General features: G+C 68.3%; 1 protein-coding gene. It reads left to right on the forward strand.

Going from position 1 to position 22352, the window contains the following annotated elements; all coding sequences use genetic code 11:
• The first annotated feature begins 1137 nt into the window (after positions 1–1137).
• Complete coding sequence (locus WMF46_RS38265; protein WP_437981745.1) at positions 1138–22305, forward strand: hypothetical protein; 21168 nt, start codon at positions 1138–1140, stop codon at positions 22303–22305.
• Positions 22306–22352: the final 47 nt, after the last annotated feature.

Consider the following 22352-nt stretch of genomic DNA (forward strand, 5'->3'; position numbering starts at 1 on the left):
ACCGAGGCCACCGTCAGGCCTCAATCCGCTCCTACCGATGGCAGCCTCCCCAGGGGCCCCACCCAGCCTACCAACCAGCCATTTCAGGGCCAGGGCAGCTCGACCACACAGCCTCGGACCACCGAGGCCACCGTCAGGCCTCAATCCGCTCCTACCGACGGCGGCCTCCCCAAGGGCCCCACCCAGCCTACCAACCAGCCATTTCAGGGCCAGGGCAGCTCGACCACATCGCCTCGGACCACCGAGGCCACCGTCAGGCCTCAATCCGCTCCTACCGACGGCAGCCTCCCCAGGGGCCCCACCCAGCCTACCACCCAGCCATCTCAGGGCCAGGGCAGCTCGACCACACAGCCTCGGACCACCGAGGCCACCGTCAGGCCTCAATCCGCTCCTACCGACGGCAGCCTCCCCAAGGGCCCCACACAGCCTACCAACCAGCCATTTCAGGGCCAGGGCAGCTCGACCACACAGCCCAGGACCACCGAGGCCACCGTCAGGCCTCAATCCGCTCCTACCGATGGCAGCCTCCCCAGGGGCCCCACACAGCCTACCAACCAGCCATCTCAGGGCCAGGGCAGCTCGACCACACAGCCCAGGACCACCGAGGCCACCGTCAGGCCTCAATCCGCTCCTACCGACGGCAGCCTCCCCAAGGGCCCCACACAGCCTACCAACCAGCCATCTCAGGGCCAGGGCAGCTCGACCACACAGCCCAGGACCACCGAGGCCACCGTCAGGCCTCAATCCGCTCCCACCGACGGCAGCCTCCCCAAGGGCTCCACGCAGCCTACCAACCAGCCAATTCAGGACCTCGGCAAGGGTCCCCAAGGGAGCACCAAGGCGACGGCGCCAGGAAGCACGGCTCCCAAGGGGGGCGAGGTGCCCGGAGGGACGTCCGCGAACGAGACCGTCGCAAAGGACAGCACGTCAGCTCAGACCTCCCCCAAGACGGGCGAGACCGGCGCGAAGAGCACCCCCGCCGGAAAACCCGCTTCCACCGCGGAGCCCACGCCCACCGATCCCTCTACCTCGAAGTCACCGCCCGCCGAGCAGGGCTCCCGGCAGCCGGGGTCTGGACGCTCGGGACCGCCGCCGGGAGGCTCGTCCACCACGGCTGACCCTGCGCAGGGCGGCAAGGTGACGTGGATTGCGGACAAGGCCGTCACGAAGTCCGCATGGCGGACTCCGACGGGCAGAGTCAGCCGCAAGAAGGCGAAGCGTGCCATCCCGAGCATCGCCGACCAGCTGACCAGCGGCGGCTTCCCCACCGATCCCGCGCAGGCGAAGAAGCAGATCGGGAAGCGCTTCCCCAAGGGACCGCTGTTCAGTGATGCCGAGTGGGACGCCTTCCAGCAGATCTCCTCGACCCCTCAGGGACAGCGCTGGCTCAAGGCCTCCGGCATGCTCCCGCTCGACCAGATCGAGCAGTACCTTTCGAACGACAACGCCGAGAAGTTCCGCGGCTTCCACCTGCTCCACAAGCCGAGCAAGGTCGTCCTCGCGAGCTACGTCTCGCGCCAGATGAAGGGCGGCGATGACGGCAAGCGCTTCGAGGGCACGCCTCCGGCGGCGGTGGCCCTGTCCATGGAGGCGCGGCACACGACCGACCCGGCGAGGAGGGACGAGCTCAAGAAGCAGATCGACCAGGGCATCGCCAACGAATGGGCCAAGACGCTCGAGCATACCGAGCCCAACGACGCCGCGATCGAGGCCATGGACAAGGGCGCCGTGCTGGCTCCGAGGACGCTCAAGGACAGCTTGACGTTCGCAGAGACCAAGTCGCTCCCGACGGACGAGGCCCTCGACCGGTACCGGCAGTCGATCGAGGTGCTCAAGAACACCTTCCACCTGCTCCAGGCCGGCGCCGCGATCTACGACGCCGGCTCGAAGAGCCATGTCCCGCTCCAGGGCGTGCCGGTCGCCAAGCTCCTGTCTCACGGCGGCCGCGTCAACATCCAGATCCCCAAGGGCACCCCGCCCTACGCGCTGACAGAGTTCCTCGGCATCACCGACGGGAACGGTCAACCCAAGGCCGGCGTGTTCAAGCGCGACTTCGGGACGCACCACATCTCGCTCGGCAAGGACAAGTTCAAGGAGCAGGGCGGGCAGTACGCCGCGATCAGGTCCAAGCTGGACGACACAGAGCTCTACGGCATCAACCTCGCTATCGGCGGGCTCGGCCTCAAGGACTTCAACGGCGACGTGATCCTGAACGACGGCGCCCACGGGCACGTGTTCATCGGCTACCGCCCGCCCAAGCCGGGGAGGCGGGGCGCGCTCCAGATCGGCATCGAGACCACCGGCCCAGGCGCGCCCAGCACCGTCGGCTACATCCACAACTGGCGCTCCACCGAGAAGACCGCAAACCCCATCTCCAGCGTCGGCGGTCTCAAGCAAGACAAGATCGGCGACGAGAAGGGCAAGAACGCCCGCACCGTCGACCTGGGCAAGCTCGGGGACGATTGGAAAGGGCCCCTCGAGGAACGAGCGGACCAGTTCGCGCGAGACGTGAAGGAGAACCCGACAGAGGCGATCAAGAACCTCGTCGGCCCGCGCGATATTTCGCAGCAGGCCACCCACGATACCGTGACGCGCGCCGCCGTCGAGTCGTCCGACGAGTCGCCCGACGAGTTGCCTGACGAGTCGTCCGACGAATCGTCCGATGGGTCGTCCGACGGGTCGGATCGCCCCGAGCGAGGTTCGCTGGGCGGCGATCGCCGCGATCCGCCGGGGGACGCCGCGTCCGACCCGAAGCGAGGCGCACAGGATCCCGGGCAGGGCGGCTCGGATCAGGGGCCGCGAGGGGTCGAGCAAGCCCCCAAGGGCAACGAGCCCCGCGAGATGCCCGGCGACGCGCCGGAGCAGATGACGGCCAAGACGCCAGAGGCCTCGAGTCCTGGCCCGGAAGCTGAAACGACGCAAAGCGCTCCGGGAAAGGCCCCGGAGAGCCCCGGCCCGCGCCTGCCGGAGACGACATCGCGGTCGCCCGAGCGCGGCCCCGGGAGCCTGGCCACGCCCATCACCGCCGGGACGAAGGCGCCGGCCGGGCCGCCCGCGGCCCCCGCAGAGGGCTCCGCGGCAGCCTCCGCGACCCCGAGCCCGGGGACGCTGCCGTCGCGCGAAGACGGCAGCGTCGAGAAAGTCGACGCGGAGCTCTTCCGGGACAAGGCGCAGGACGCGGGCGACGAGGACGAGAGCAGTGACGACGGCGACGAGGACCACCGCGATGCGGACTCGGACCACGACGACTCCGAGGACGACGACTCCGAGGACGAGGACGACGACTCCGAGGACGAAGACGACGACTCCGAGGACGAGGACGACGACTCCGAGGACGAGGACGACGACTCCGAGGACGAAGACGACGACTCCGAGGACGAAGACGACGACTCCGAGGACGAGGACGACGACGAGGACGAGGACGAGGACGACGAGGACGACGACTCCGAGGACGAAGACGACGACTCCGAGGACGAAGACGACGACGAGGACGACGAGGACGACGACTCCGAAGACGAGGACGACGACTCCGAAGACGAGGACGAGGACGACGACGAGGACGAGGACGACGACGACGACGACGACGACGACTCCGAGGATGAAGACGACGACTCCGAGGATGAAGACGACGACTCCGAGGACGGGGAGACTTCGCGAGACATCGCGCCTCGAGTTCCACCCCAGGATGACCCGGCGGACATGCTGGCAGGGTACAACCCCGCTCTGGACAGCGGGGATGACGCAGCCGACCCGCAAGCGCAGCTCGACGAGATCGAGGAAGAGCAGGAGCCGCCGTCGGAGCGAGCGCCGGATCCGGAGACATCCACACCCGTCGAGCAGGTGACCTGGATCGTCGACAAGGCCGTCAAGAACACCCTCTGGCGGACCGACACCGGCTTCATGAACCGTGACCAGGCCAAGCAAGGTCTCTCCGCGATCCAAGGCCCGCTGAGCGCCGGCGGCTTCCCCCCCGATCCCACGACGGCCAAGGAGCAGCTCGGAGGGCGCTTCCCCAGAGGACCGCTGCTCAGCGACGCCGAGTGGAGCGCCTTCCAGCAGCTCTCCTCGACACCCCAGGGGCAGAGCTGGCTCAACGCCTCGGGCATGCTCACCCACGACCAGGTCGAGAAGTACCTATCGAGCGACCCGAGCGACAACCCCGAGCGCTTCCGCGGCTTCCACAAGCTCCACAAGGCGAGCAAGGTCGTGCTCGCCAGCTACGTCTCACGCCAGATGAACAGCGGCGAGCCCGGCAAGCGCTTCGAGGGCACCCCGCCTGCGGCGTTGGCCCTGTCCATGGAGGCCAGGCACACGACCGACTCGGCCAGGCGAGACGAGCTCAAGAGCCTCATCGACCGGGGCATCATCGACGAATGGTCGAAGACCCTCGAGCACATCGAGCCCAACGACGATGCGACCACGGCCATCAACAAGGGCGCTGTGCCGGCTCCGAAGACGCTCTTCAATACCCTTACCTTCACGCAGGGCAAGAAGCTCTCGAAGGACGAGGTCGTCAAGCGCCACGGGCAGTCGCTCGAGGTGCTCAAGAACATCTTCCACCTGCTCCAGGAAGGCGCCGAGATCTACGACGGCACCGCCAAGAGCCATGTCCCGCTAGAGGACGTGCCCGTCGCCAAGCTCCTGTCCCACGGCGGCCGCGTCAACGTCCAGATCCCCGCCGGCAACGCTCCGTACGCGCTCACAGAGCACCTCGGCATCACCGACAAGAACGGCAAGCCCAAGGCCGGCGTGTTCAAGCGCTTCGTCGGCACCCACCACGTCTCGCTCGGGGATGGCAAGTTCAAGGAGCAGGGCGGCCAGCTCGCCGCCCTCCGGACCAAGTTCGACGACACCGAGCTTTACGGCATCAACCTCGCCGTCGGCGGCCTCGGCCTCAAGGACTTCAACGGCGACGTCATCCTGCCCGACGGCGCCCACGGCCACATGTTCATCGGCTACCGCCCGCCCAAGCCGGGCAGGCCCGGCGCGCTCCAGATCGGCATGGAGACAACCGGCCCTGGGGCGCCCAGCACCGTCGCCTACCCCCACAACTGGCGCTCCACAGAGAAGACCGCCAACCCCATCTCCAGCGTCGGTGGCCTCAAGCAGGACAAGATCGGCGACGAGAGCACCAAGAACGCACGCACCGTCGACCTCGGCAAGCTCGGCGGCAACTGGGCCAAGACCCTCAAGGACCGCGCCGACAGCTTCGAGCAAGAGCTGGCGGAAAGAGGCAAAGACGCGCTCCACGAGCTCCTCGGTCCCCGCACCCAGCCGCCTCGAGAGCTCCAGGACGCCCAGCAGCGGTCGGGAGGACTCGAGCAGGAACCGCGGGACGACGAGCGACATGATCCGCCCGGTGATGCCCCGGCGAACACGCTGGCAGGGTACAACCCCGCTCTGGACAGCGGGGATGACGCAGCCGACCCGCAAGCGCAGCTCGACGAGATCGAGGAAGAGCAGGAGCCGCCGTCGGAGCGGGCGCCGGATCCGGAGACATCCACACCCGTCGAGCAGGTGACCTGGATCGTCGACAAGGCCGTCAAGAACACCCTCTGGCGGACCGACACCGGCTTCATGAGCCGCGAGGCGGCCAAGCGCGGTGTCCCCGCGATCACCGGGCCGCTGACCAGCGGCGGCTTCCCGCGCGATCCTGCGCAGGCCAAGGAGCAGCTCGGAGGCCGCTTCCCCAAAGGGCCGCTGCTCAGCGACGCCGAGTGGAGCGCCTTCCAGCAGCTCTCCTCCACCCCCCAGGGACAGGCGTGGCTCAACGCCTCCGGCATGCTCACGCACGCCGACGTCGAGAAGTACCTGTCGAGCGACGCAAACGATAACCCCGAGCGCTTCCGCGGCTTCCACCAGCTCCACAAGGCCAGCAAGGTCGTCCTCGCAAGCTACGTCTCGCGCCAGATGAACAGCGGCGACGGCGGCAAGCGCTTCGAGGGCACCCCGCCCGCTGCGCTGGCCCTGTCCATGGAGGCGCGGCACTCGACCGACCCGACGAGGAAAGCACAGCTCCAGCAGCTCATCGACCAGGGCATCGTCGACGAGTGGTCCAGGACCCTCGAGCACACAGACCCCAACGACGACGCGGACACCGCCATCGACCAGGGCGCCGTCCCGGAACCGAACAAGAAGCTCTTCCGGCCGCAAGGGACGCTCTCCAAGGAAGAGGTCGTCGGCAGGCATCGCCAGTCCCTCGAGGTCCTCAAGAACGTCTTCCACCTCCTCCAGGAAGGCGCCGAGATCTACGACGACAGCGCAAAGAACCATGTCCCCCTCCAGGACGTGCCCGTCGCAAAGCTCCTCTCCCACGGCGGCCGCGTCAACGTCCAGATCCCCGCCGGCAGCGCTCCTTACGCCCTCACCGAGCTGCTCGGCATCACCGACAGCAACGGAAACCCCGCCAGGGGCGTCTTCAAGCGCGCCTTCGGCACCCACCACATCGCCCTCGGCGACGGCAAGTTCAAGGAGCAGGGCGGACACGCCGCCGCCATCCTGGCCAAGCTCGACGACACGGAGCTCTACGGCATCAACCTCGCCGTCGGCGGCCTCGGACTCAAGGACTTCAACGGCGACGTCATCCTGCCCGACGGCGCCCATGGCCACATGTTCATCGGCTATCGGCCGCCCAAGCCCGGCAGGCAGGGCGCACTCCAGATCGGCATCGAGACCACGGGGCCCAACGCCCCAAGCACCGTCGGCTACGTCCACAACTGGCGCTCCACCGAGAAGACCGCAAACCCCATCTCCAGCGTCGGCGGCCTCAAGCAGGACAAGATCGGCGACGAGAGCACCAAGAACGCACGCACCGTCGACCTCGCCAAGCTCGGCAGCGACTGGGCCAGCACCCTCAAGAGCCGCGCAGACAGCTTCGAGCGGGACCTCGCGAACAAGGGCAAAGACGCCCTCGACGAGCTCGTCGGGCCCCGCAGCCAGCCGCCGCAAAGCGGCACGGGCAGCTCCGGCGAACTCCTCACCGGCGCCGCCGCGCCCAGCGGCGCCCCCTCCCCCGCCCCGACCAACGCCGCAGCCACTGCCCAGGTCGAGCCGAGCGCCCAGAACCAGGGAAAGACGCTCGACGATCTGCTCGACTCGCTCGATCAACAGAGCCGCGCATGGTCGCGCCCGCCCAGCACGGAGAACAAGAAGGAAGCCCTGCAGCTCTTGACCGGGCTGCTCCAGCAACAGAACGTGAATCCCTCGGTCATCGGCAGGCTGGGGGAGCTCATCAACAATCCCGCCTCGCTCTCGCAATCTGCCTTCACCTACTGCGCGCCCAACAGCGTCCTCTACACGACGCTGAAGAACGATCTCGCCACCACCTCCCACCTGGTCGCCGCGCTCTTCACGGGCAAGCGGCTCGGCCGTTTCGCGAGCACCCCAGGGGCAAAGACCTTCGCGCAGCAGGGCTCGGGCAAAGGGACGCTCAGCGACGACCTGGACCTCGTCCGGCGCGTGATGACCGGGGATGTCCCCCAGGCCCTCGGCCCGACGCCCACGAGGCCCCTCGTCAACGGCCTCAAAACCGCCAAGGCCAAGGGCGACAGCCTGAAGAAGGTCGAGGACCGAGAGGCGCTGGATCGCCGCCTCCTCGATCACCTGCTCACCCGCGGCCTCCTCGAGATGCTCGGACAGGACGCGCTCGCGGAGCTCGAGGAGCGATCCGACGCCGCCCATCAGCCCGGCGTCTCCACGGCGCAGGGCGACCTGCTGGCCTCGGCGAACTCGGTCGCGAGCATCTTCAGCTCGGCGCTCGGCGCGAACGCCACCGTCATGACCCGCAAATCGCCTGGCGGTTACGATATCGCGCGCGTCAACGAGGCGCTCGAGCAGCCCGATCGCGCCGGCTTCGCCCTGGCCACCGTGGTGGACGGGGAAGCGCTCTGGAACGAGGCCCGGAAGCGCCCGCCCGGCACCACGACGCCCCACGATCCTGCGAAGGCCGCGGCCTTGAAGCGCTCCAAGGTGGAGAAGCCGCATCAGGTCGCGATCGACGGCCCGATCACCGAGCAGGGCGACTCCTTCATCGTACCCCTCCAGTCCTGGGGGCGGGCCTTCTCCATCCGGGTGAAAAAAGACGAGATGTCCGAGCTCTTCTCGGTCATCACCTACGGGGCCTACCCCAAAGCGCCAGGCTCGATCCCGGGCGGATCCGCGCAGGAGCAGGCGCTCGCTCCGAGCCCATCCGAACAAGCGCAATCGCCCGCGTCGCACACGCCAAGCGACGATCCAGCCGAGATCCTCACCGGAGCCGAGCCGCCGGAGGACGCCGACATCGCCGCGGGGACGCCATCGCGAGAGCAGGTCTCATCCAGGACCGACAAGCACGGCGACACGGCAGCCGACCCGCAAGCGCAGCTCGACGAGATCGAGGAAGAGCAGGAGCCGCCGTCGGAGCGGGCGCCGGATCCGGAGACATCCACACCCGTCGAGCAGGTGACCTGGATCGTCGACAAGGCCGTCAAGAACACCCTCTGGCGGACCGACACCGGCTTCATGAGCCGCGAGGCGGCCAAGCGCGGCGTCCCCGCGATCACCGGGCCGCTGACCAGCGGCGGCTTCCCGCGCGATCCTGCGCAGGCCAAGGAGCAGCTCGGAGGCCGCTTCCCCAAAGGGTCGCTGCTCAGCGACGCCGAGTGGAGCGCCTTCCAGCAGCTCTCCTCCACCCCCCAGGGACAGGCGTGGCTCAACGCCTCCGGCATGCTCACGCACGCCGACGTCGAGAAGTACCTGTCGAGCGACGCAAACGATAACCCCGAGCGCTTCCGCGGCTTCCACCAGCTCCACAAGGCCAGCAAGGTCGTCCTCGCAAGCTACGTCTCGCGCCAGATGAACAGCGGCGACGGCGGCAAGCGCTTCGAGGGCACCCCGCCCGCTGCGCTGGCCCTGTCCATGGAGGCGCGGCACTCGACCGACCCGACGAGGAAAGCACAGCTCCAGCAGCTCATCGACCAGGGCATCGTCGACGAGTGGTCCAGGACCCTCGAGCACACAGACCCCAACGACGACGCGGACACCGCCATCGACCAGGGCGCCGTCCCGGAACCGAGCAAGAAGCTCTTCCGGCCGCAAGGGACGCTCTCCAAGGAAGAGGTCGTCGGCAGGCATCGCCAGTCCCTCGAGGTCCTCAAGAACGTCTTCCACCTCCTCCAGGAAGGCGCCGAGATCTACGACGACAGCGCAAAGAGCCATGTCCCCCTCCAGGACGTGCCCGTCGCAAAGCTCCTCTCCCACGGCGGCCGCGTCAACGTCCAGATCCCCGCCGGCAGCGCTCCTTACGCCCTCACCGAGCTGCTCGGCATCACCGACAGCAACGGAAACCCCGCAAAGGGCGTGTTCAAGCGCGCCTTCGGCACCCACCACATCGCCCTCGGCGACGGCAAGTTCAAGGAGCAGGGCGGACACGCCGCCGCCATCCTGGCCAAGCTCGACGACACGGAGCTCTACGGCATCAACCTCGCCGTCGGCGGCCTCGGACTCAAGGACTTCAATGGCGACGTCATCCTGCCCGACGGCGCCCATGGCCACATGTTCATCGGCTATCGGCCGCCCAAGCCCGGCAGGCAGGGCGCACTCCAGATCGGCATCGAGACCACGGGGCCCAACGCCCCAAGCACCGTCGGCTACGTCCACAACTGGCGCTCCACCGAGAAGACCGCAAACCCCATCTCCAGCGTCGGCGGCCTCAAGCAGGACAAGATCGGCGACGAGAGCACCAAGAACGCACGCACCGTCGACCTCGCCAAGCTCGGCAGCGACTGGGCCAAGACCTTCAAGGACCGCGCCGAACGGTTCGAGCAAGAGCTGGCGGAGAAGGGCAAAGACGCCCTCGACGAGCTCGTCGGGCCCCGCAGCCAGCCGCCGCAAGAGCTCCAGGCACCCGAGCAGAGCGGGTTCTTCGCCACCTCGACAGAGACCAGCGCCACCGGCGCCGACGACGCGAGCACCACGGATCTCGAGGCCGAGGCCATGGAGGTGCTGAAGCAGCAGACGACGCTCAGGATCTTCATCCCGAAGGCGCCCGGCAACGGCCATCAATCCGCCTCGGTGCAGCTCATGAAGCGGCTCGTCCATCTCGGCTTCACCGGCGAGTTCGACGTCGTCTACGACGACTCCAACGAGAGCGACGACGACCCGACGCAAGAGCACGTAAAGGAGGGCAGCAAGAAATACGGCCTGAACCGGGCGAAGCTCACGAGCCTCTTGCCGGGCTTCAAGGAGAACGGCGACCCCATCCAGAGCTTCGAGACCGGGGGGCTCCGGGTCAACGTCATGGGCCTCAAGACGTTCCGGGGCATGAGCGACCGGAAGCCAGCGAAGTACGGGCTCACCGGCGCATTGGACAACCACGAGAAGCCGGAGGGCATCCTGGCCCTGCTCGACGTCGGCTCGTTCGTCCAGCTCCAGCCCATGGATTGGAATCGCGAGAGCGGCTTGCGGGGCGTCACCTACCGGGACACCGAGAATAAAGAACTATTCCACGAGGTCGCGGCGCTCGCCGGGCTCGGCTACATCTACGACACCACGGAGCCCGGTGATCCGAAGGCCATGATCGAGGAGGAGCTCGAGAAGAGCAACGCCGCGGCCAAGACCCCCGGCGTGCTCGCCTTCCTCGACCAGACCGCGAAGAGCGAGGACGGGAAGCCCACGACCCACACCATGGTCGCCTACGGGCTCGGCACCGGCGAGGCTACGGACTCGAAAGCCCCGATCTTCGAGATGTTCAACCTCATCACCGGCGTCCTGTACGCCCAGGATGACGAGAGCGCGGGGACCGACCTCAAGGACAAGGGCGTCATCCTCGGCGCCGCGGGCTGGGTCAACGAGAAAGGCGAGCTGAATCAGGACGAGTTCGACGCGCTCAACAAGATGCTCAAGGGAGAGTGGGAGGGCGGGCTCCAGCTCCTCGTCGACACGGAGGGCAACGCGACGAGAGAGAACTGGCGAGCGCTCGCCGAGCGCCTCGAGCAGAGGCTCTTCAAGGACGGCAAGCCGCGCGTCACCTTGCTCAACATCGAGGACGCGGAGGCGCCGGCGCGCATCGCCGACGTCAAGGCCGGCGAGGTCCTCGTCGTCGAGTTCTCCCCCAAGCGCCTCCCCATGCCCGTCTTCGAGCTCATCCGCGCGAGGACATCCCTGCCCAACGGCTTCGAGAGCGTCAACGGCATGGACAAGGAGCGGCAGAACAAGCCGTACTTCCATGTCGGAAAGGAGCTGAGCAACAAGTTCCCGGGCAAGGAGCTGCTCCCCGACATGCCCAAAGCAGACGTCATGGCGAATCGCGCCAAGCTCATCGGCAAACAGCTCCAGGGGCGCGACGGTCTCGCGAACTGGGCGCTGAACTACAACGACACCAGGTTACCCGCGATCTTCACGGAGATCGCGAGCAGGAAGCCGGCCATCAAGCTGAAGGCCCCTCGGACGAACGCCGTGGTCACGGTCACGCAGGTCGCCGGCAAAGACGTGTTCGTCAAGGACGAAGCCACAAGGCGTACCAGGATTTACACTCCGAACGAGCTTGGAAAACTCTACGAGAAGAACGAGGCGCTCATCACCGAGAAGCTCCGGGAGAAGGACCCCGATCGGCTCATCGGCCGCTACCTCAACGACACACAGAAGCCCGATTCGGATCTGAGCAAGTACTTCGACGCGCTCAAGGAGCGGTCCGCGACCAAGGATCAGGCGAAGATCGCCTTCACCGAGCTCATCAGGGTCGAGAAGACCCCTCCCCCGCCCGCCGACGCCTCTGCCTTGCCGACCGCGCCGGAGGCCGACACCTCCGGCGAAGCTCAATCGTTCGCGCCCAGCAAGGGCGGTCCCCTCGTCGCGCCCGGCGGCGCCGCCGCTCAGACCGCGCCGGGCGATCCCTCGGCGCCGGCCCCGTCGCTCGCCGAGCTGACCGACATGGGGATGAAGCGCGGGCTGCGAGGGAGCGCCCTCGACGAGTATACGAGCCGCGCGCTCGAGACCGGCGACACCGATCCGACGAGCTACCTGAAGTCGCTGGTGGACGACATCGCCGGCATGCCCCGCGAGTTCAAGGAGCGGGCCAAGACGCTTCTCGAGCAGCCGGGGCGCATCGAGCAGCGGGACTTCGCCTTCTGCGGGCTCACGGCCATCGCCGAGGCGGTCTTGCACAACAACCCCATGAAGGCCATCGACGTCTTCAGGTCGCTGTTCGACACCACGCCCTACCCGCTGGCGTCAGGCGGTTCGATCCCGGTCACCCCCAGCCAGGAGGAGATCGCCCGGGGCAAGGACCCGAATCGCAACGTCCTGCTCGGCGGCAGGGTCAGGCAGATCGAGCGCATGTCCAGCCACACGGGCAAGGACTACGGCGACAAGCGCCTCGACATCATGCTCGCCCGGGCGCTGCCCAAGCTCTGGAAGACGCGCTCCAGGGACGAGTACGACGCGTGGATCAAGCAGGTCGAGGGGGGCCTCGACAAGCGCTTCGCCCAGAAGCAGGACCAGCTCGCGGGCGACGGCGTGCGCCTGAAGCGCGGCGACTTCCCCATGAGCGAGGAGGCGTATACCGGCATCCTCGGCGACGTCCTCGAGGCGAACGACGTCAACGTCATGTCGTCGAAGGACGGCGAGTACGACATCGACGCGATCAACAGGCTGTTCGACGACGGCGGCAGCGGGCCGTTCGTCCACGGGATCGTCCTCGCCGCGCCGGTGGGCGCCGAGGCCAAGAAGTACGCGCCTGGCTCTGACAACCTCGGATCGGACCAGGACCTCAGCGCCTGGAGCGATCCGGCCAGCTCGTTCGGGAACCAGGGGCTGCACCAGGTCAGGATCGTCGGCCCCATCGAGACGACCACGACCCCCGACGGCGCGGACGCCTACGTCGTTCCGATCTCGAGCTACGGCAAGACCTTCCCGTTCGTGGTGCGCAAAGACAGGATGGGGGAGTACTTCCCCAACATCCTCACCGGCAGCTGGCACCCGCCGGCGCCGACGCTCGCGGCGGAGCAGCCCACGGCGGCAGCGCCCACGAGCGCCGCGCCCGCCGCCGACAAGAGCGGCTTCTTGGCCACCATGCTGGAGCCCAGCGCCGCCGACGCCGGCACGGCTTCCTTGGACCCGCAGGACACGCCGCCCGACGCGGAGACAACCGGGGAGGAGGACCCGCTCGACGCCGCGCAGCGAGCCTGGGCCAGCGCACAGCTCAGGCGGACCCTGCAGACCGTTGCGCGCGTCAGCGTGCAGCTCAGCAGCGACAGAACGACGCCTTACACGGCGACACGGCGAGGCGAGCTGGAGAGCGTCGACAATCACCCGCTGGCGACGCTTTACGGCATGCGCGTGATCTCGAGCTGGACTCCGCGGCGCTGGCAGCCCGGTATCGCCGTCGAGCATAACCTCAGCACCTCGTATCTGCGGGACGCCTATGACGACCCCAAGAAGGCAGGGGCGCTCGGCGTCTTCAATCTTGCCACGAAGCAGATCCTCGAGGCCAATGGCCAGCCGCAGGACGCGGGCAAGACCCGTTTCCTTGTCAACGCCACGAACACCGTCGAACGCCTCCAGCCTCTCCGCGATCGAGGATACCTGACGTCGGCCAAGATCATCCCCGGCGTGCCGGGGATTCATGTCCTCGAGGTCGATCTCGCGAACGTGCACAGCGATGACGGCGAACCGCCGGTGGAGAAGGTGCGAAACTACCTGAAGCACGTCGGAGCAACGCCGTCGACCTACCAGGTCTACAGGTACGTGACGCCTGAGGCCGGCGAGCCCGCCCGCGACAGCAGCATCGACAACCTCGACAGGCTCCAGAGGATCCTGCGAAGCGCAGATTTCGGGCGACTGAAGGTGATCGCCGACTCCGATTCGTCGATGCGGTTCATCCACAAGACCGCGGTGTCGCTGCTCGAGGGGCTTCGCGACGTCGTCGAGAAGCCGTCCGACGACGCGTTCCGTCACGGGAAGCTGGTGCAGGAGGCGTTGAAGAACATCGAGGGCCTCCTCCCGATCTTCTACGTGTTCAGGGACAGCAGCGCGCGTGTCATGCCCTACTACGACCTGCTGGTCGACGAGCTCTTCCTCGCGCTCGCCGCGGCACATCCATACACGCCGGACGATCTCCTCGCGGGCGAGGAATTGGTCCAAGACCAGCGCAATCCGATGGTGAAGGCGCTGGCCGACCAGGAGGGCGTGGCTCGCCTTATCCACCCTGCCTGGAGCGGGATGGATGCGCTGGTGACCGCGCTCGATGCCGCGCGGCGGAGCAGCGGCGAGATGGTCCATTTGATGCACCACGCCGAGCGGGACCAGGCGAATTACTTCGAGATCCCCGAGGTCCTCGCCGCGAGAGCCCACCTCGCCGAGCCCGGCACGGAGGGAGACGCCGGCATCGTGTACGCTACCCTGGACCCGAGCTCACCCCTCACCGAGCCCACCTCGCCGGCTGACGTCATCGACGCCGTGCGCGAGCGGGTCGATCGCTTCACGGCGCAGAAGCCGGACGGCGTGAGCGTGGTCTCGCTGGTCCTCGATACGACAATCCAGACGGAGCCGCAGGCCCCCGGCGAGCTCACCCACGTCGATCAGGTGGTCGAGGGGCTCGCCGACCTGGTGGAGGCGGGAGAGCTCCAGATCTTCCTGGCGAGGAGCTACCAGAAGTACCAGGGCCTCGGCAGCGCGAAGGTGATGGGAGGCGCGGTCACGCTCCTCCGCTCGAAGGACGGCGCTCAGGAGAGCAGCGACTTCCTCGAGAGCATCGATACGAACGGCAACACGTCGCGCGACGAGTGGCAGTTCTTCACCCACGTCCTGAAGCACGCCAGCGCCCACGAGCTCGGGATGATCGGCGTCGCGACCGAGAACGCCGCGTTCGTCGCGGAGCATCTCTTCCCGAGGGGCGGCGGCGCCCAGCACATCGAGGGGCTGCCGTTCCTGATGAAGGACGCCTCGATCGAGCCGCACTTGAAGAACCTGGACGTCCTGCAGCTCGACAGTTTCGGGCTCGTGACCAGCACGTTCCTCGGCATCTCCGGCGTCGGCACGCGCGTGACGATCGGTCAGGAGCCCAAGGAGCGCCTCGTCGAGAAGTTCTTCGCCGCGGGGCACCTGATACCGGAGAATCTCAAAACGCCCAGATTCCCCACCCTCAACGACGTGCTCTCCCACATGCACGCCATCCTGACCGAGGTGGGGGCCCGTTACGAAGGACAACACGAGGCCCCCGAGCAACTCCCGTTCGCCCCTTACGGTTCAAGCGACTCGAAGCCTAAGGCGTCGGATATCCCGTCGGATATCATCTCGCGGTACCGTTCCATCGTCGACGGGCGCGCTCAGCAGGACGCGCGAGGCGACGCGCACCTCGATCACGTGCTCGCTTCGTATCTCTGGTTGAGCTTCCTGGCCCTCCGATCCGAAAAGGACGGGTACATGACGAGCACGCTCGTCACGTTCAGGGCGGGGAGAAACCCCAATGGCGTCCGAAAGGCGTTCCTCCAGATGAGCCGCGAGCTGTTCGGCGCGGGGTTGCTCCATCGCGTGACGCCGGAGATGCGCAGGCAGCTCAGCGCGGCCTGGATCGAGGCCCTCGCCGATCTCCGGCGCGGGGCGACGGGCTCGTCCGCCTCATCGAGCGCCGGCGCGACGGGCGCGCGAGAAGACCTCCCGGGTCAGGACCAGCTCAAGAAGGATATCAGGAAATTCAGCGCCTTCGCGCCGAAGGGCGACCGCAATCAGCTGACCGAGGAGTTCGTCGAAGAGGTCTCCAGGCTGCTGCTGGAGAGCGAAGCGCCGGCGTCGCAGCGGAATCCGAGCGTACAGCTGCCCGGACCTGGCCTGCAGAGGTTGTCGGCCCTGCCCTGGGCATCGACGCAGACCTCTGGGACCTTGTCCGGATCCATCCCGCTTCCGCCACCGCCCCCGCAAGGCCAGCCGCAGAATCCGGCGGACCGCCTGGGCGCGTACAACCCGTTTGCGAACACAGGCTCCGAGACAGCTGGCCCGCCGTTGCAGCCCGGGAACGCGGCGCCCCTCGCCGCGCAGGGCGCGAACGGCACCCCTGCCCCGACCACCGGCGGCACGGCCGAGGCCAAGCAAGGCACGCAGGCCCACGACAGCACGATCGAGGATCAGATCCGCGCGATCGACAAGCAGAGCAGGGCGTGGTCCGGCCCGGCGAACGACGGCGTCAGGCAACAGGCCGCGGACAGCCTGGCAGGCCTGCTCGAGTCGTTGAACGTCGACAGCGCGATCGTCGGCAGGCTGCGCGAGCTCATCGAGGGCCCCGCGTCGCTCTCGCAATCCGCCTTCAGCAACTGCGGCCTCCAGAGCGCCCTCTACACGGTGCTGAAGGGCGATCTCGCCACCGCCTCGCACCTGGTCGTCGCGCTGTTCACCGGCCGGCGGCTCGGCCGGCTCGCGCAGGCGCCCGGGACCAGCGACCTCGACGCGCGGCAGGACCCTGGCAAGGCGGCGCTCAGCGAAGATCTCGACATCCTCCGGCGCGTGATGACCGGAGAGATCCCGCGCGCCCGCGGCCCGGTTCCGACCAGGCCGCTCGTCAACGGGCTCAAGAGGGCCGGGGCGAAGCGCAGCGGCCTGACGAGCGCGCAGGACCGGCAACAGCTGGATCGCCACCTGCTCGACCACCTGCTCGCCCGAGGCCTTGTCGAGCTCCTCGGACAGGACGCCGTCGCGCTGCACGAGAAGCGAACCGACGACGCCAAGCAGGCCAATGTCGTGGCGGCGGAAGGCGACATGCTGCTCTCGGCGAACTCGATCGCGACGCTCATGAGCGACGCGCTCGGGGCCGACGTCGAGGTCAGGAGCAAGGACCTCTCGGAGGACGACATCGAGCGCATCAACGAGACGCTCAAGCGCACGGATCGTGCGGGGTTTGCCGTCGTGACCGTCTCGAACGGCGCTGCGCTGTGGGAGGCGGCGGAGAGATACCGCAACGGCGCCACGACACCTCGCGATCCCGCGAGCATCGCGCCGCTCGGCGAGGGCGAAGCCGAGAGCCGGCACCACCTCGCCATCGACGGCGAGATCACGGTCGACGGCGACGCCTTCATCGTGCCTGTCCAGTCCTGGGGGCAGGCGTTCCCCATCCGGGTGCTGAAGGCAGAGATGCCGAAGCTCTTCGAGGTGATCACCCACGGGACCTACCCCCCGCCGCACGCGCCGGCCAACGGCGCCTCCACCCAGCAGCGCGCTCCGGCGCGCCTCGGAGACGGCGGGCCGTCCAGCGCCACACAGGACGCCATGGACCCGAGCGACCAGCTCGCGGGAGCGCCCACGCCCACGAGCTCAGGTCAACGGATCGCGCCCCAGCCACCCCAGCAGATCGGCGTGAACACCTTCGGGAGTCCCGCGGAGTGGCGCCGATACGACAGGGGGGTCCGCAGCTGGGTTCGCGACGTTTTCCAGCTCTCTCCAGCAGAAACAGGCGCTCTGATTCGCACGGTCTCCCCGGCGGCCGCGCGGCTCATGCTCGCGCTGCACGATCACCCCCGGAGGGACCAGCTGACGTTCCGCCCGATGGATCGCTTCCGGATGACGGACGCGACGTTCTTGCGACAGAAGCTCCAGCAGCTCAACCAGCCCGCGGCGGCGCCCGAGGTCGGGGGCCACGCGCCGGCGCAGGCGCAGGACAGCCCCGCGCAGGACCGGCCCACCAGCCCTCGCAGGGCCGGCGAGGCGCCGGGGCGAATCGATCCCGCGACGGTCCAGCTCACGCCGTCAGGGCTGTACGACGCCCTCCTGGAGCGCGTCCCGAACGAGCGGCTGGACGAGGTGGCGGGCCTCGTCGTCGAGACCATCGACACCCAGCTCCTCCCGTCGATCCTGGATCTCTTGCCCATCGGCCTGCAGCCTGCCGCGCGGCTGGCCGAGGAGATCATCGAGAAGTGGCTGGCGTTCAACCCCGACTTGCTCGACCTGCCCGCCAGCGAGCTGACGAGGCGCCTCGCAGCGCACGCCGAGCTCGTGCTGGGCACGTTCGAGCGCGACCGCGGTCGCTCGACGATCGGCCGAAAACCCGGCTCCTCCGCCGCGGCGGCTGCCGCCTCCGCGGCGTCGAGCGTTCCGCAGCCCCCCGAGGGGACACCTGCCCATCAGCAGGAGCTCGAGGGCAAAGCGCAAGAGTCCTTCTCCAGCGCGAGCAGCGATGCAGGCACGAGCAGCGACGCCGGCGCGCAGGGGACGACGACCGAACCCGAGGGCTATGAGCCCCTGTTCGCCGACCTTGACGACGCCGACTTCGGCCTCAGCGCCGAGGAGCACAAGGAGAAGGAGCGCGCGGCGCGGAACCAGGAGAAGCTCGAGAAGCCGCCTCGCAACAACGATCGGGAGCGCGCCATCCCCGAGTGGATCTGGGGTGTGCCGCACTACGCAGGACTGCAGACCGCGCTGCTCGAGCACTTCGACGACGGCGCGGTGCGACGCGCGATCGCCGAGCTCCTGACGACCACCGATGATCCGGAGACTCCGCCGAGCGGCGCGGGACGTTTCGCAGAGTTCGTCATCGTCGCGCTCAAGGAACCCCACGATGCGGAGAGCCTGAAGCAGGAATCCGCGAAGGTGTTCGGTACCTACGAAGGCGAGATGCGCAAGCTCGCCTACGACGCCTCCGAGGCGCTGGGGGCCCTCGACTGGGCCGATGACGTGCCGGACTTCGATATCGAGGCGCTGCGCGACCCGCCGCCGCCCCCGCCGGCGCGCGAGGTGGAGCCACCGCGCGTGGTCCTCAAGAGGGGCCAGGAGGGACGCTGGGTCACCCGCGAAGAGCTCGAGATCATCAATCGATCCATCGGCGAGCACGCGTTCGCCGGCATGCTCGCGGGCGCCATGAACCGGGGCAAGATCTCGGGCATCCGCGCGACCATCGAGCAGCTGGTCCGCCAGGCCGAGCGCGTGGCGGCCCCGGCGCTGTCGCCGCCGCTCACGTCCACCTCGCTGGTGGTCGACACCAACCTGGTCGTGGCGCTCTTGACGCCGCCCGGAGAGCTGACGCTCGCCAAGCGTGCCCTCCGCGAGCAGCTGGACGTGTTGATCCGCGAGCACGGGATAACCGACCTGCGCCTCGCCAACGTCAACATCGGAGAGCTGTTCCAGCACGACGACATCGTCGGACGCACCTTCACCACCAGCGATGGGCGAGAGATCCCCTGGTACGGCGTCCCGGTCCGCGACGACCGGCGCGACGACACGACCGATTACGCGCTGGGGTTCGAGCAGCTCGTTAGCCGGTCGGTCGGCGAGAAGAAGGGCAGCGCCGACCGCAGCATGGTCGCCGACGCCTTCTTCTCCGACCGCGCCAGCGACGACGACGGCGCGCCCGAGGTGCCTCATTTCGCCACCGCCGATCACGGCATCCTGACGCCGCTCTTGAGCTTCGCCGGCATCGACGCGAAGCAGCGCGGCGAGAAGGCTTTCATCGACTTCGTCAAGGAGAACACCGAAAGCGGAACTCCTTATTTCGAGCCGGAGCTCGAGGGCCGCAAGCTCAAGGCACATACGATCCTCACGCTGGAGATGGCGACGGCCGGGCACGCCGCGACCAATGACGCGCCGCCACCTGCCCAGAGCGCGCCCGTCGGCGTCGCGCTCCTCGACAGCCCCGTCGGCGCCACCCACCGGGTCCATGACCTCATCTCGCTCATCCGCGCCTTCGGGTTCGACGCCTACATCGTCGGCGGCGCGGTGCGCGACGCCCTCAGCGGCAAGAGGCCCAAGGACGTCGATCTCAAGACGAACATGCCCATGTCGCGGCTCGAGGAGGTGCTGGGCAGCGACCCAGCGTTCGAATCCCTCCCCGTCACCGTCGTCCCCGAACAGCGCCTTCTCCAGGTCGGAGGCGTCAACACCATGGTGGACATCACCACCGGCGACGACACCAGCGTGCAGGGCCCGCTCGACGTCATCGCCGACGCGCAGAAGCGCGACTTCCGCATGAACGCGCTCTACCTCGACGAGAACGGCTTCGTGGTCGATCCGCTCGACGGCGCCATCGAGGATCAGCTCGTTGGCAGGCTGCGCTTCGTGGCCGACCCCGGCCCGACCGCGCCCGTCGAGGAGCGGCAGAACGCGGTCGTCGAGCACCTGCGCCGCTCGCCGTGGCACCTCGGCCGCGCGCTCAAGTTCTATCAGCGCGGCTACGAGCTCGAGCCCGAGATCCTCCACGCCGTGCTCGACAACGCCGAGAGCATCCTCGCGTCGATGAAGGAGCGCGAGGCGCCGATCCACGCCAGGTCGCTGGTCCTGCACACCGCGCAGGTCGACTCGCCCACGGATCTTGCCGAGATCATGCAAGTGCTCGGCTTCTCCCCGCAAGCGATCCGCGAGCTCATCCCCGATGACGTGGCCGGTCGCTTCGACGACGAGAGCCTCGCGTACGAGCACGACGTCCTGCCGCGCTGGCGCGACACCCCCGACGACGACGGCGCGGGGTATCCGCTGGCCGCGCCGGAGATGAAGATCGACCTCGCCACCGGGCGGATCTATCAATATCGCTTCCACGCCATCGCGCCGCAGCAGGAGGGGCAACCGGGGGAGCGCGTCATCGTCGATGTGGACCTGAGCGACCACAACCAGCCAGGCCACAACGCGCCGCACTACCACGTTTACCGCTGGCGCAAGCGCGACGGCCAGTTCAAGTGGGACAAGAAGAAGAACGGCCTGTCCGACACCGGCCAGCCGGGCCTGCCGGAGATCGCTGACGGCCGCTACCTCGGCCCCCAGCCGTGGCGGTTCGAGGAGGGGCTCGACAGCGACAGCGGCGACTTCCTCGACATCGCCACGACGCGCATCGAGGAGGCGGGCATCGAGCTCGGGAACGACGGCGCCCTCCTCGACCTGGGCGGGCAGGTCAAGCTCCACCCGGAGCGGCTGCGAGAGCTCGTCGATCGCGGGCAGTTCGGCAAGCTGCTCATGCTGGTCAAGAACCTGAACGACGGCATCCCCTGGTCCTCCAGGGATCAGGCCACCGTCGATCTGTCCGGCTCGCACCGCGGCCAGGAGCGGCTGCGCTTCACGCCGCAGCTGGACCTGGTCGTGCCCTTCCTGAGCGAGAGCGGCATCGAGGACCCCACCTCGATGGCGATCTTCGCCGAGAACGGCGAGATGCGGCACGACGCGCTGCTGCGGCTCTATGACCTGGTGAGCGGCGAAGAGCGCCCGGATCTGCGCCGCCCGGCGGCCGCGTTCGCGCAGGAGGGTGCCGGGAGCGTGAGCGAGTTCGTCGAGCGCTTCGAGTTCTATGTGACCTCGATGAAGGGCAACCTGAGCGGCGCTGACGTCGAGGCGCTCTGGCAAGCGCAGATCGAGGCGGCGCAGGACGCCGACGCCGTGGGCGACGTCACGCTCCGCGAGGGCGGCGATCTGGCGGAGCGGCTCGCGGCGGCGGCCAGCGAGCTGCGCTTCGAGTCGGCGGGCGCCGCCGCCTACCACGCCGCCAAACACGGCGACGAGTTCCTGACGCCGGAGGAGCGGGCTGCCAGCGTGCCGCCGGAGGACGCCGTTCGACGTTACCTCGACGCCGCGCGCGAGGCCGTCCGCAAGGCCGCCCAGGCCGACGCCTTCGAGACGAGGATCGACGAGACCGGCGCGACCAACGTCGTGCTCTGGGATGGCGCGACCAAGGCCATCGTCCGGGTCGCGCCCGACGGCACGGCGCACATCCTCAGCAGCTACGTCCGAGAGCGCCGCAACACCGCGCCTGCGGCGGCGCAGGCGCCTCTCCCGAGCGCGCCGTCCAGCTCCGCCGTGGTCAACAGTGATGTCGAGTCCGATAGCGAGGACGAGGAGGAGTCCGATAGCGAAGACGAGGACGATAGTGAAGACGAAGACGAGTCCGATAGCGAAGACGAGGACGAGTCCGATAGCGAGGAGGAGGACGAGGACGATAGCGAAGACGAAGACGAGTCCGATAGCGAGGAGGAGGACGAGGACGATAGCGAAGACGAGGACGACGACGACGACGACGACGACGATGAGTCCGATAGCGAGGATGACGATCCGGCCGACAGGCTCGGCGCGTACCGCCCCGTAGGTGGCGCCTCCGACGGGACACAGGGCTCGCGAGCCCCGCAAGCGACCGGCGCGCCGGCTGCTCTCGATACCATCCCCCCGCCGATCGACGCCCTGGTGAAGACCCTCGTCGCGAAGAGCGCCACGTGGTCCTCCCCGCGCACGCAGGCGGACAAGCAGGAGGCCATCGCGCTCGTGACCGAGCTCCTGCAACAGCTCGGCATGGACGCCCGGGTCGTCGACAGGGCGGGCGAACAGGGCAAGGACACGCCTGATTCCGAGCACTCCGCCTGCACGTGCGTCCGTTAGGTCAGCGCCCGCGTCAGCCGCCCTCCGCGGGCGCGCTCCACCGGCCT

The sequence above is a fragment of the Sorangium sp. So ce117 genome, from assembly GCF_051524395.1.
GTDB lineage: Bacteria > Myxococcota_A > Polyangia > Polyangiales > Polyangiaceae > Sorangium > Sorangium cellulosum_B.